Source organism: Mesorhizobium sp. M0030, assembly GCF_040323695.1.
GTDB lineage: Bacteria > Pseudomonadota > Alphaproteobacteria > Rhizobiales > Rhizobiaceae > Mesorhizobium.
Map to the genome: position 1 here is coordinate 78,001 of NZ_JAMYVE010000017.1, position 13,334 is coordinate 91,334.

General features: G+C 56.3%; 10 protein-coding genes and 4 pseudogenes. 10 read left to right on the forward strand and 4 right to left on the reverse strand.

Translation table 11 applies throughout. The features are described from left to right. The first annotated feature begins 444 nt into the window (after positions 1-444). Genes NKJ80_RS27810 through NKJ80_RS27820 form a run of 3 tightly spaced genes read left to right on the forward strand, consistent with a single transcriptional unit; the run spans position 445 to position 4,595 of the window. Positions 445-2,589 carry an acetate--CoA ligase family protein gene (locus NKJ80_RS27810; protein ID WP_352498711.1) on the forward strand — a complete coding sequence of 715 codons (2,145 nt, stop codon included), beginning with the start codon at positions 445-447 and terminating at the stop codon, positions 2,587-2,589. Between the two features lie 2 nt (positions 2,590-2,591). Further along, on the forward strand, positions 2,592-3,767 hold the full coding sequence (locus NKJ80_RS27815) for a CaiB/BaiF CoA transferase family protein (protein ID WP_352498712.1): 1,176 nt from the start codon (positions 2,592-2,594) through the stop codon (positions 3,765-3,767). A 9-nt stretch (positions 3,768-3,776) separates the two neighbouring features. Next, positions 3,777-4,595 (forward strand): enoyl-CoA hydratase/isomerase family protein, encoded by an 819-nt coding sequence (locus NKJ80_RS27820; protein ID WP_352498713.1) that lies wholly within the window; start codon positions 3,777-3,779, stop codon positions 4,593-4,595. Between the two features lie 445 nt (positions 4,596-5,040). Here the strand turns inward: NKJ80_RS27820 and NKJ80_RS27825 are convergent. Further along, positions 5,041-5,355 (reverse strand): annotated as a pseudogene (locus NKJ80_RS27825) (transposase); the annotation flags it as partial. Between the two features lie 12 nt (positions 5,356-5,367). Continuing rightward, a pseudogene (locus NKJ80_RS27830) lies at positions 5,368-5,496 on the reverse strand (transposase domain-containing protein); the annotation flags it as partial. 136 nt (positions 5,497-5,632) lie between these two features. Between NKJ80_RS27830 and NKJ80_RS27835 the strand changes: the two are divergent. The 3 genes and pseudogenes from NKJ80_RS27835 to NKJ80_RS27845 all read left to right on the forward strand — a co-directional run. After that, entirely contained in the window at positions 5,633-6,370 is a 738-nt protein-coding gene (locus NKJ80_RS27835) for a site-specific integrase (RefSeq protein WP_352498714.1), read from the forward strand. 20 nt (positions 6,371-6,390) lie between these two features. After that, positions 6,391-6,744, forward strand: coding sequence for a helix-turn-helix domain-containing protein (locus NKJ80_RS27840; RefSeq protein WP_352498715.1), 354 nt, complete (start codon positions 6,391-6,393; stop codon positions 6,742-6,744). A 120-nt stretch (positions 6,745-6,864) separates the two neighbouring features. Continuing rightward, a pseudogene (locus NKJ80_RS27845) lies at positions 6,865-7,149 on the forward strand (ATP-binding protein); the annotation flags it as partial. 104 nt (positions 7,150-7,253) lie between these two features. Here NKJ80_RS27845 and NKJ80_RS27850 read toward each other — a convergent pair. Continuing rightward, positions 7,254-7,595 (reverse strand): annotated as a pseudogene (locus NKJ80_RS27850) (ATP-binding protein); the annotation flags it as partial. Further along, positions 7,592-8,854, reverse strand: coding sequence for an IS21 family transposase (istA, locus tag NKJ80_RS27855; RefSeq protein ID WP_352498742.1), 1,263 nt, complete (start codon positions 8,852-8,854; stop codon positions 7,592-7,594). The gene istA and the pseudogene NKJ80_RS27850, both read right to left, overlap by 4 nt. A gap of 194 nt (positions 8,855-9,048) precedes the next feature. Here istA and NKJ80_RS27860 point away from each other — a divergent pair, with 194 nt between their 5' ends. The 4 genes from NKJ80_RS27860 to NKJ80_RS27875 all read left to right on the forward strand — a co-directional run bounded on the left by NKJ80_RS27860 (position 9,049) and on the right by NKJ80_RS27875 (position 13,321). Continuing rightward, entirely contained in the window at positions 9,049-9,537 is a 489-nt protein-coding gene (locus NKJ80_RS27860; protein WP_352498716.1) for a hypothetical protein, read from the forward strand. 93 nt (positions 9,538-9,630) lie between these two features. Next, the gene (locus tag NKJ80_RS27865) at positions 9,631-10,476 is read left to right on the forward strand and encodes an enoyl-CoA hydratase/isomerase family protein (RefSeq protein ID WP_352498717.1); all 846 of its coding nucleotides are present in this window, start codon (positions 9,631-9,633) and stop codon (positions 10,474-10,476) included. 100 nt (positions 10,477-10,576) lie between these two features. Then, a complete protein-coding gene (locus NKJ80_RS27870; RefSeq protein WP_352498718.1) occupies positions 10,577-11,683 on the forward strand; it encodes a mandelate racemase/muconate lactonizing enzyme family protein in 1,107 nt (368 codons plus the stop codon). 333 nt (positions 11,684-12,016) lie between these two features. Then, on the forward strand, positions 12,017-13,321 hold the full coding sequence (locus NKJ80_RS27875; RefSeq protein ID WP_352498719.1) for an NAD(P)-dependent oxidoreductase: 1,305 nt from the start codon (positions 12,017-12,019) through the stop codon (positions 13,319-13,321). Positions 13,322-13,334: the final 13 nt, after the last annotated feature.

The following is a 13,334-nucleotide window of genomic DNA, read 5'->3' on the forward strand; positions in this document are numbered from 1 at the left end:
GGGCGCCAAAGGGGCATTGGCCATGAGCCACTCACGTGGCGGCATTTCCCGCTCTTTCTCGGATCATTCAAATTCAGAGAGCGCAATTTGGTGACCATAGTCGCTGGCGAAGCGGCCCCAGGTCTCGCAGCCAGCAGGAGCTTCGTTCAATGCCTTGCCGCTAAGCAAGCCGCGAGCGGAGCGCACTACTCAAGCGCCGTAGCGAAGTGAGCCGCCGGCTTGGCGGCCCGCCCATCTAGGCCGGTCCCCCGCTTGGAGCCGAGACATCGGCTCGCTCGGGCCGAAAGTATTCTTTGCAATTAGAATGCCACTGAAAGAGTGCACAGCCTTTCAATGTTTTTTTTGGTCAAATTCATGATGTCTCCTGCCTGCTCATATCACAAGTGCCGCGCTACCATGTCGCACGTTCGCGACGAATGACGAAGTTGAAGAAGGCTAGGCACTATGGACGACGGGACAATCAAACTGCCGTCATTAACTCGGCCCCAGCGCCTGTCACGGATACTTGCGCCTGGCAGCGTAGTTTTCGTAGGGGGTTCAAATATCTCCACGTCAATCGACTATGCGCGACGCAATGGTTTTTCAGGGCGGATTTATATCGTTAACCCCTGGCGCGATGCTATAGCGAATATCGACTGTCACGCCTCGATCGCGGATTTGCCCGAAATTCCCGACCTCGCTTTCATCGCCGTCCCCAAAGAGGCTGTCGTCGAAACGGTGGGTGCGCTTGCGTCATTCGGGGTCATAGGCGCGGTGTGCAACAGCGCGGGCTTTTCCGAAATGCGCGAAGACGGCGAAAAGCGTCAGAATGCACTGATTGCTGCCACAGGATCCATGCTTCTACTTGGGCCGAATGGACCGGGATTTGCTAACTTCTTTGACAAATCTGTCTTCATGCAGGATCATTTCGGTGATCATGTCGGTGTGCAGGAGGGGGTAGCCGTTATCTCAAATGGCGGTGCCTATCTATCGGATTTGGGTTGCGCACGGCGATCTTTGCCTGTTGGCTATCTCGTCGGTGTCGGTAACCAAGCCGATCTGACAATCGCCGATTTGATGGATGCGTTGCTCGAGGATCCACGGGTCAAAGCTATCAATCTGTATATTGAAAGCTTTCGCGACGTTGCAGGGCTCAGCCGAGCGGCGTTGAAGGCAATTCATCAAAACGTGCCAGTCGTCGTTGTCAAGGGCGGAGCCTCCTCGGCGGGGGGGCGGGCTGCCCAAACCCATACTGCATCGCTATCTGGAGATGCGACAATAGCCTCGGCGCTCTTTGAACGCTTTGGCTTCATTGAAGTCACAAACCAACTCGAGGCGATAGAAACACTAAAGATGCTAGTTCTCTCTGACCGGCCAACCGGCATCCGCACTGCACTCGCGACATCATCCGGCTCTTATGCGGTGCTTGGCGGCGATGCGGCAGAAGCCGCCGGACTTTCATTGCCGCCAATCGATGATGACGCCGCGGATCTAATGCGGCCTCAACTTCCGCATTACGTTCTTCCGAACAACCCGCTCGATATTTCAGGTGGGCAGTTTGAAGCCATTGATGCGGTTGAAAATACCTTCCGCACTTTCTTCGCCAGCAGCGTTTTCGATCTCGCGGTACTTGTGATGAGTTTCCCCCCGGTCGGAGGCTGGGACCCGGCAGGTTGGTACAGCTGTTCAATTGCATTTGCCCGCGCGGCAAAAACCTGCGGTCTGCCATGTGCGTTCGTCAACACCATGCCGGAAGACTTACCGGTTGATGCGCGAAAATTGATGATCGAAAACGGAATGGTCCCTCTTATGGGACTTGATCACGGGATGAGGGCGATAGGTGCGGTTGCTAGCTACGCCAAAAAGGCGGCACGGCTCAGATTGCCGGGAGCCGAGTACATTCTCCTGCCCGAACTTGACCACAGCAGAGAGATCAGCGCCCACGCTCGCTGCTTTGATGAAGCGCAGGCAAAGACAATATTGACGGCGGCCGGTATTGTGACTCCCACCGGACGTGTGGTGGGCAAACACGATCTGCAAAATTGCGCGAAACTTGCCTTCCCGCTCGCATTGAAAGCGGTGTCGACTGAAATTGTGCACAAGACGGAGTATGGGGCAGTTACTCTGGGCATAGCCAATGTCGACCACCTTCGTCAAGCAATCGCTGCCATGGAAATCAAAACGAAGCGAACTTGTCCGGATGTAGCGATCGACTCGTTTCTAGTGGAAGAAATGGTGATTGATGGAATTGGCGAGATAATGGTCGGGATCAGGAATGTGCCGAGTATTGGATTGGCAATGACTATGGCGATTGGCGGAACTGCAGTTGAATTACGACAAGACGCCGTGACCATCCTGCTTCCCAGTCCGCGTTCCGCAGTCGCCGCTGCTCTGCGCTCTCTAAAGCTGTTTCCTTTGCTTGACGGTTGGCGCGGACAGCCGCGTGCCGACATTGACGGCGCGCTCGATGCTATTGAGATGCTGGCTGACTTTGCCGTTTCGAGGCGCGACAGTCTGGATGTGCTCGAGATCAATCCGCTGATACTGCGACCACCAGGCAAAGGCGCAGTTGCGGCTGACGCCGTGCTAAGAATGGCCTGCAGGCAATGACTATGCCTCTTGAGAAATGTCTGGTTCTCGACCTATCGATGAATTCTCCGGGGCCATTGGCAAGTATGTTGCTTGCTGATTTCGGCGCCGAAGTGATTCATATTACCCGCCCCAACGTTGGTAATTTTGGCGAGACCTATGGCGGTGATATCGTTGATGATCCCTATATCGCGTTGCGTTTCCAGCCGTACGACGCGGTCAATCGCAACAAACGTTCGCTTGCATTAAACTTGAAAGACGAGCGTGGTCGAGAAATATTCCGCCAATTGGCGCGTAAAGCCGACGTTCTATTAGAAGAATTTCGCCCAGGAAAGTTAGCAAAATTGGGACTTGACTATGATGAGTTAAAAAAGATAAATCCAGGCCTCATCTATTGTTCTGTTACCGGCTATGGGCAAAGCGGGCCGATGAAGAATGCGGCCGGGCATGACATAAACTATCTTGCGATGACTGGCGCCCTTGACATGATTCGCGGCCCTGACGAAACGCCAATCAATCCACAAAACATACTTTCAGATAATGGTGGCGCCTCGATGAGTGCAGTGATTGGCGTTTTGCTTGCGCTCATTCACCGCATGAAAACTGGTGACGGACAATATGTCGACGCTAACTGCACCGACTCGGTGATCTACCTCATGGCCGATCTTTTCAGTACGGCAATAGGAGGGGGGCATAATTCGGGCTCTTGGCGCAATACTTTTCTAGGAAAGCTGCCCCATTATCGTGCGTATAGTTGCCAGGATGGCAAGTGGCTTACAATCGGAGCGCTTGAAGCGAATTTTTCACGCTCCCTGTTTGATGGGCTTGGTCGCCCGGATTTATTGGATTTGCTGAATGACCGAATTCGATGGTCTGAGTTGGCCATCATCCTCGCCGGTATCTTTGCTTCCAAGCCGCGCGATACATGGGTTCAGCAGTTTTCCGACCTGGACGCTTGCGTCACGCCGGTCCTGTCGCTCGAGGAAGTGGCAGCGCATCCGCAACTGAAAGAGCGGGAAATGATTCCCCGGCACTTTGGATTTCAGCAGGTAGGAATTGCGCCGAAGCTGTCAGCGACGCCGGGCAGAATTCGTAGCGCGCCGTTTCGCCCAGGCGGGAACTCAGAGGAGATCTTGAGTGAAATCGGAATCTCGGCACTTGAATACAAGACATTAAAATTCCAAGGCGTCACCGAATAGGGGAAGAAAATGGACTACGATCACCTGCTTTATGACGTGCAAGATAAAATCTGCACAATCACCTTGAACCGGCCTGAGGTTCTGAACGCAGTGAATTCCAGGCTGTGTACGGAAATTTCCAACGCACTCCATGCGGCGGATAGAAATCAGGCGGTAAATGTCATCGTCATGAAAGGTGCAGGACGTGCGTTCTGCTCGGGGCATGATCTCAAGCAAGACGCAAGTGAGCCACGTGAGATATATGCGTATTACGAGCATTACAGAGCAGAATTCGAAGAATTCACCACAATCTGGAAAATAACGACCCCAGTCATTGTTTCCGCTCATGGGTACTGTATCGGCAAGGGTTTCGAAATGGCCATGATGGCCGACATCACAATTGCATCGGAAGAGGTGAAGATGGGCCTCGGGGAGTCGCGGTACGGGATTCCCGCAATCACGCTCATGATGCCTTGGGTTACCGGCACAAAGTCCGCAAAGGAAATGATGTTATTGGGTCTAGATGTTTCAGCTTCGGAGGCCAAAGCTCGTGGCTTGATTACACGCGTCTGCAAACGCGAAGAGCTTGATGCCGTCACAACAAAGGTTGCGAGGCGCATGGCTCTTATGCCGCGCGACATGCAAAAGATGCACAAAAGCTACCTTAATCGTGTCTACGAAACGATGGGCTTTTGGAAAGCGAACAAGGATTACCTCGAAGTACTTGCCATGCTCGGTACGCAGCCGGTACCTGAATACCAACGCTTCAGTGACACAACACAGACGAAGGGCCTGAAAGCGGCGTTGGCCGAGGCAAATGCGCCGTTCGATGCTTTAGAGAGCGCATGATGAGTTTCCTTGCTTGCGCGGGGGATAATTGCAGATGTCAACTTAGTGATTTCTGCGAGCGAAAGGTGGCCTAAACAGTCTGCGCAAGTCCTGGGTCTTCCTCGCCGTAGGGGCAAGCTCATCCTCGCTCGCCGCAGTGACGAGTGCACGAATAAGTCGAAAAACTGCACAACGTCAGATTATTGGCTTGAAATGGACATAGCCTCGTCCCGTTCCAGGAGCGTGCTAGAGCACGTCCGGTTTAATCCGGTTCATAGCCTGCGGCCTTTGCCCTGCCACTGAGTTTTTCCTCCATCTGAGACCGGCTCCGACGCTGCGCAGATCGAAGGCTACGCGTCTACGCCGGTTGCACAACCTGCGCCCTACGGCGTAACAGAACCGGATGAGGCTCTAAGCGCGGCTGGATGACAACTCAGTGGCAGGTCACCTTGAAGTAGTTTGCGCATTATGTTGGCGTAAAAAGGTCGACGAGCGCGCCGACGGTGTCCCATAGGGCCGCGATTGTCCGCTCGGCCCTCGCCCGCAGGAGCGCCTTGGGCTTTGCGAAGGCGTTTTCGATGGGGTTGAAGTCGGGGCTGTAGGGCGGGAGGAACATCAGCCTTGCACCGGCGGCTTCGATCGCCTCGCGCACGCCCCCGGACTTGTGCGCCGGCAAATTGTCCATGACGACGACGTCGCGTGGCGCCAGGGTTGGCGCCAGCACCTGCTTGACATAGGCGAGAAACACGACCCCGTTCATGGCGCCGTCGTAGACGAAGGGTAACCGCTGTTCTTAGGCCACGGCCTTGAGTGGCGTGCGGGCGTAGGCCCAGGGCAGCAGGTCATCGAGCTGGTTTTGCGGGTGGCCGGCGACGATGCGGGCGATGACGTCGGCGAGGTAGGCATACGGGTCGACGCCGTTGAGCTTGGCGGTTTATGCCGACCGCCAAACTATGCCGAGTGAGCAAGTTTTTACCAACACTTTCCTCAACGTAGCGGTAGCTGAATCGGCATAGCTTAGGCTCTCTCCGTCGCAATTGACGCGAAGGAGAGGACACATGAATGCAAGTGACTACCTGCAACGCAGCACACTGTTTCGGAAGCTGATCCACGGTCCGTATGGCGAGTTTGCACGCGTTTATGCGGGCAGATTGTCGGATGAAGGCTTCGGTCAGCAATGCACATGGCGATCGCTAAGCCTATTTCGTGAGCTGAGAGACTGGCATCTCGGCAACGGGCACGATCTCCAAGATTTAAACGAAGATCATGTCGAGCGGTTTCTTGAGCACCGTTCCAAACACTGGAGCATCGATTCGGGCGACCGCGCTGCGCTCCGGCGCTTGGCTTGCCGCGTTACGGCAGAAGGCTTGATACCAGCCGCCCTTCCGATTGAGCGCACGGAGCACGAGCGGATTGTTGATGTGTTCGCGGCTTACCTCACGAGTGAGAGAGGGCTCGCCGCCTCGACGGTGGAAAGTCACAAGCTGCTCTCACACCGATTTCTGCAGGAGGTCTGTCCGGCTGGCGCAGATGGGTTTGCAGCGCTCACCCCGGAGATCGTCATCGGCTATGTCGAGCGACATGCTCTCGATGGCTCCGCCGACAGCGGCAAAGCGATGTGCGGGGTGGTGCGCACCTTCCTGCGCTATGATCCGCGAGATTGTCGTCGCCATCGAAGACGACCACATCAAAAATGCTGGTTCATTGGCAGGGCGGCGACCATACCGCGCTTTCAGTCAGGAAGAACAAGGCAGGCCATCACCGTTGGGGCGCCCCGCCGGACATCGAGGACCTGATCCGTGCCCTGGCACGCCAATTGCCGGATAGAGCGATCGCATCGCTTCTCAACCGGCTCGGCAAAACCACGGGTCGTCTGAACGGATGGACGCAGTCCCGCGTCTGCACTTTCCGCAACCAGCACGACATCGAACGGTCGGAGCGGGGCGAGTATACATTGCAGGAAACGGCTGCGAAGCTCGGCCTGCGGCCAATGACCGTGCTGCGCATGATCCGCGCCGGCGATCTGAAGGCCGAGCAGTATTGCAAGGGTACGCCCTGGATCATCCGTCATGAAGATATCGAGCAACTCGATATCCAGCACCATTCCGGCAGGAGCGGACACAGTCCATTATCACAATCACAGGATCAGCAGATCCAGCTTTTTCAATAACATAGCGAGGTGTGCATTATGTCGTGGGATCGGTTGGGCCGAGGAAGTGTGCGTGTTTCAGATATTCGCGGACACCCATTCCGCTAATTCGCGGACAGCGATTTCAGTAATTGCGGGACAGTGATTCCTGACGACTGGGGCACCCACAGCCTGACCGACCAGCAGCGTCTCGACCTGCTGGAAATCTTCGAGGAACGCTATCGCCGGAAATCGACGCTGATCACCGCGCAACTGCCCATCGCCCAGTGGCATGCCATGATCGGCGAGCCGACAATCGCCGACGCCATTCTCGACCGGATCATCCACAACGCCCATCGCCTCACCCTCGAAGGCGACAGCATGAGAAAGCAAAAAGCACCGCCGCTCTTGACCGGCGCCGAAAATGGCGAAATCAATCGCAAATGACTTCAACCAGGCACCCGAAGGCCGACCACATCCAGCTGTCCGCGACTTAGTGAAACTGCTGTCCGCGATTTAGCGGAACGACTGTCCCGTTTTTGCGAAATGCGCAGGAAGTGGACGACCTCGCAGCGGGCGACGAAGCCGAGTTGGGCGAGCGTGAAGATTCTATCGCGGTCGAGCGAGGGCTGGAAAGAGAAGTCGAAGCCGGCGAGCGTCTTGATCGTGGCCAGGCGCCCCATGCGCAGTGCCGTCTTGATCCGGCTGTTCTCGCGGAGGGTCAACTCCTCCGAGAGGAGGATGTCCATGGCTTCGATGGCGGCGATCTCGCCTTGCTCGAGCCGGCGCACGACATGATCGAGTGCTTCGAGCGCACGCGGCATCTTCAGGCCGACGAGGTCGTGGCGGATTCGGTCGATCGTGGATGGCGTGGTATCGAGCGCGTTCGTCATGGACGCTGCTCCTTCGCCATCACCCGGGCGACGGCATCGTAGAAGGCCAACGGGCGCTGAGCGACCCTGTCGCCCGAGCCATGAAGAATGACCTCGTCGTTCCTCAGTCTTTGTCGGCGCTTGTGGACGTGGATGTTGCGATGACCCGGCTCGACATGACGCTGATGCCGGCCTTCGAGAATGGGATGGGTGGCAATCAGCGCGCCGTCCTCGAAGATGCGAACCTCTTCGGCCAGCGTGTGTACCTCGACGACACGGCGCCTGGTGGCGTCGGGCACGCTGTAGAAATTGCCGCCGACGCTGACCATGCCCTCCCGGCTGATGCGTGGCTCGAGCTTCAGGACCGATCGGAACGGAGCCAAAGGCAGCGGCCGCAGCGCTGCCCGCTCCTCGGCGAAAGCTTCGTTGACGACACGCCTTGTGGTGGCGTGAACTCTCGGGTTTGCGACCGTGTCCAGCCAGTGGCGCAACTGCACGTTCAGGTCCTCGAGATTGCGAAAGGATCGGGCCAGGAAGAAGTCCTCGCGAATGTAACGGAACGGTCGCTCGACCTTGCCTTTCGTTTTGGCGCGGTAAGGCCGACACGCCTTGGGATGGAAACCATAGTGGCGGGCAAGATCGACGAGGGCACGGTTGTAGACGATGCCGCCGGTATCGCCTTCGCCGATCACAGCCGTCTTCATACGATCGTAAAGCACTTCGCGAGGAGCGCCGCCCAGCGCCTCGAAGGCCCCAGCATGGCAGCGCAAGACAGTCGGCAGATCCTGGTGGACGACGAAGCGTGCCCAGATAAGGCGACTGAAGCCAAGCACCATGGAGAATAGCCAGACGATTCTCGGCGTGGTCGGCTCATCGGTAAAGACGACATTGAACTGGGCGAAGTCGACCTGCGACTGCTCGCCGGGCGGGGTCTCGAAGCGAACCTCGTATCCACGCTCCGCCGCGGCAGGACGGACGTCGCGCAGGAAGTCGGTGACGGCCGTGTAGCCGCCGCCATAGCCGAGGTCCTTCAGTTCCCGGAAAAGCCGGCTGCCGGTGAGTCCGGGATATCGCGTGACGCGTTCGCGAAGATAGGCCGTGAAGGGATCGATCACCGCCTGACGCGGCTTGCGCGGTCCGTAGGCCGGAGCCTCGAGCCCGCGCTCAATGTATTTGCGCACCGTCTTGCGGTCGATCCCGCTCTCCCTGGCGATCGCCGACACCGATGGGCCCTGCCGATGCAAATCCAGTTTCCTCCGAGCCTCGCACAGAACATCGATTAGACGCTACTAAAGCGGATCCGTCGCGTCGGATCCTCGACAATGTCGGAACTGAGATTCAGCTCCATAAGAGTTATCTCATTGTTCTGAAATGATTGTCTCATCTGGCACGACACATGCAGCGCTATCCGCAAAAGCGACAGACTGAGATAAAAATGATCCCGTGATTAGGCTCGCCGAGCATCTGGCCACAGATGATCATTCCCGAACCGAAGGAGAATGTTGTGCCTGTTTTCCCAGTCGACATCGCTCTTCAGATATCCCAGATGAGCACATTCGATTTTCACTTAGCGCTGAAGACCCAACGAAGATCCCTATCTTTGGCGCAAAGATGTAGAAGGCAAGCGAGCCCCTACCTGCCCGCTACCCAGTCAGCCGGGACCTCGGTGCAGTTCGGTGGAATTCAGTTCGAGAGCGACCGCGACTCTCTGACCGCTATTTTCGATCGTCCCGACACGAATCCCCAATCACGCTTCGCGAACTGTCGCGTGATGCGTTCCAACACCGAGACTACGGGCGATCAGCGTTTCATCGGTGGTGAAGTCGGCCCACCCTCATCTTTCGCGCTGACGGCAAGCAAAACTCACCGGGTAATCACCGGTCCGTGGATTTTAGCCCCGGATCGAGGTCCTGTGAGGCTTCCCGGCGAAAAGGCCGGCCGTGCAAGAATGGAACAGCGCTAAATTGGCATGAAAATCACTCCTCCACGGAGAATTCGGCAGCCAGTCTGGGTCGCGGCCAAATACCAATCCGATTTTACGGAAGAAAATGATAAAATGATGGACAAGATCGCACCTGAGACCACGGAGTACAAGCATCTCATTTATGAGGTCGACATGGAACAGGTCTGTTGGCTGACGCTGAACCGGCCTGATACAATCAACGCTATGAACGAGCGCCTGCTCGCTGAGCTTAGGGCGGGGCTAATTCGCGCTGATCATGATGACAATGTGAACGTAATCGTGATCCGCGGTGCTGGCCGCGGATTCTGCGCAGGGCATGATCTCGAAGAGGACACGTCCGAAGATCGCTCGTCCATGTACGAATATCGCCTCAAATATATTCGCCAGTTCGAGGAGTTCACCACGCCATGGGTGATTAGCAAGCCGGTCATAGCGTCCGTTCATAAGTACGCCATCGGAAAGGGGTTTGAGCTTTCACTGTTTTGTGATGAATCCATTGTCAGTTCGGACACCCGAATGGGCTACGGCCAGGTTCGCTACGGGATCGCCAGCCATTGCATGTTTATGCCTTGGCTCGTGAACATGAAAGTAGCGAAGGATCTATTGCTGACTGGCCGTGAGGTTTCCGGCAGCGAGGCCAAGGAACTGGGTCTAGCAACCGAGGTTGTGGCCCCTGAGGAACTTCATGAAGCCACTTGCCGGAAGGCAACGCTCATGGCGCGAATGCCGCGCGAAATTCAACGGATGCACAAGATGTATCTTAATCGCGTTTATGAGATGCAAGGACTCAAGAGCGCCACAGACTATTACCTCGAGCTTGTTGCAATTTTAGGGATCCAACCGGTTCCTGAGTACGTAGAGTTTACCAAGATGACGATTGAGAAAGGCCTCAAAGCTGCTTTGAATAATATTCAAGAGCGATACGAAGGACTTGGTTGAAAATTGAGCGAAGTGGAAATTCTGGTTATCGAAGCGCGAGCTAGTCTGCACGGGGATTCCTCGTAGCGAGAAAAGACACTAGATAGAAGGGCGCAGTACTGTGAAGATCATCGCTATTACGACCTGGCAACTCGATCTCCCACTCAAAAGGCCGTACCTGCTGTCCGGTGGGCGCCTGAAGTTCGAATCACTGGACAGTACCTTTGTTCGAGTTGATACCGATGCCGGAGTATCTGGTTGGGGGGAAGGCTGCCCTTGGGGTAACAACTATCTACCCGCCCACGGTCCAGGGGTCAGGGCGGGCATAGCGACAGTAGCGCACACATTGCTGGGACAGGACCCGAGATCGCTTGATGCGATCAATCGGACCATGGATATAGCGCTTCCCGGTCATCTTTATGTGAAGTCAGCCATTGATGTGGCCTGCTGGGACATCTTGGGGAAAGTCACGGGGATGCCCCTATGGCGATTGCTCGGGGGAACTGATGCAGATCCGGTCGCAGTTAACTCTTCGATTTCCACCGGCACAACCGACGAGATGATCGCACTCATAAGAGGTGAATATTCGGAGGGCTATCGTTCACACTCCGCCAAAGTGGGAGGTAGTGACCCGATCACGGATATCGCACGTATTGAAGCCATTGAGCTGGCACTCAAACCGGACGAGAAGGTTACGTATGATGTGAACAGGGCTTGGTTGCCGGGGGTGGCAATCCAGGTGTTGAACAAAGTGTCCGTGCGGGGTTGGATCGAGCAGCCTTGCGAAACGCTGCAGCAATGCGCTCAGGTTGCTCGACGGGTAAGGCAGCCGATCATGCTCGACGAGTGCCTTCATACTTTCGAGGACCACCTGCAGGCTTGGCGCTTGAACGCCTTTGCGGGCGTTAAGGTGAAGCCCAACCGAGTGGGCGGTCTGACCAAAGCTCGGCAGCTCCGGGATTTCGGTCTCTCTGTGGGTTGGCAGATGCACATTGAAGATGTTGGAGGTTCGGCGTTGGCCGATACTGCAGCAGTCCATCTCGCGTCATCGACGCCTGCCGCAAACAGGTTGGCCAGCTGGCTCTGCCAACATCACCTTGCAGTCGACCCAGTTCATGGCCAGGGAGCAAGGAATGTTGTCGGTTTTGCTACTCCGCCGACGGCGCCGGGGCTTGGCGTGGAGCCGAACCTCGCCGCACTGGGCGCGCCGGTATCAGTCTTCAGGTGACATAAGAGGTACTATGAACCCTCCGACGAAATGGCGCCTTGCTAACAAACCGGCCTGGCTCCCGTCCGTGCATGTCGCTCGGTCATAGTCGGTGTGGGTGCTCGCCTCTGTTTGGTTTCTGTAATTGTGTATTGATTTTAACGAATGCGTCCAAGTTGTCTTCATTAATTGTTTCCTAATTTAAGATAAGTTAACTGAAATTAATATAAATGTAACTTGATCACGGCAGGTTGTCCTCAGTAATGTCATTTAGATCTTTAGTTCGGATATAAGACTGGAGATTCTTGCGAAAGTAAGTCTCGATGTTTGCGGTATGTTCTGGAGGAAAGCGCCGTGCCTGTCGCTCGTTTACACAAAGCCAACCGGATCGGATTCATTGGTACGGGCAGCATGGGGCGACCGATGATCGCGAAACTCCTGGAAGCCGGATATCTCGTAGAAGTCTACGACATCGATCCTGCGGCTGCGAGAGACGTGCTGGAAAAGGGAGCCAGGTGGCATGACACACCGCGCGACGCGGCCCGCGATTGCGACATTCTCATAACCTGTCTGCCCCTGCCGCGTGACGTCTTTGACAACATGACGGGCGAGCAAGGCGCTTTGGCCGGAATGCCGTCGGGAAGCGTTTGGATCGACACGTCCACCACCGACTACCACAACACTCTTGAGATCGCCCGTATAGCGGCAGCAATTGGCGTGCATTCGATAGAAGCGCCGGTGAGCAACTTGTCCCACATGGGCGTCGATTTCGCCAATGTCAGCTTCTTTGTCGGCGGGCCATCGGGCGTCTATAGGCGTTGCCAGGCGGCATTGGAAACCATGGGGGCGGTTTCCTTCCACGTCGGAGATATTGGTCAGGGCCAATCAGTCAAATTGCTGACGAACCTGCTCTTTTACACTGCAGCCGTTGCGAGCGGCCACGCGCTCTGCCGAGGCGTGCAAGAGAGCGTTCCAGCCCAGCAGGCGTGGCGCAGTTTTGTCGCCTCGTCCGCAAACTCGGTTGCAGTCGAGCAGTTCGTCCCGTTTCTCTTGGATGGCAGCTACGATCGCTCTTGCACTCTGGAGATCACGGTTAAGGATATGGGCTTGACCCTCCAGTTGGCCGACGAACTCGGCGTGGGATTGGGGATCGGGCGCGCGGTCGAAGAGCGGTATAGCAAGGCGGGACGGAAGTTCGAACGATACGACAGCCATCTGCGAGTCGTCGAGTTGGCGGAGGTGGTCTGCGGCGTTCGACTGCAAGTGCCGGGCTATCGCGCACCATCCAAGTACGGTTCCGACGCAGCTTATCCGCCAGACCGAGAATTCCTCACGGATCCCATCGGACGGATCAAACCGAAGCGTGAGCATGTGTTTCCGCTCGATGACGTCCCACTTAGTGACGTCCAGATACGTTTGCTCAAGTCGTTGGTCGGCGAGCTCACCCACGTAAATCGCCTGATCCTTCACGAGGCGTTTGATCTTGGGCGCGGCATGGGCCTGAACGATGCCCTGATTTACGACGTTGTCACCTGGAGCGTAGGCGCCTCCGCATGGTCGGATAGCCATGCTCAGCAATACAGCAACGAGCAGCCTGCAGATCTAGTCAGTGCCATTGCGCCGCCGCTGACGAGGATACCGCATCTCATCTGCCCCTAAACGGAGGAATTGT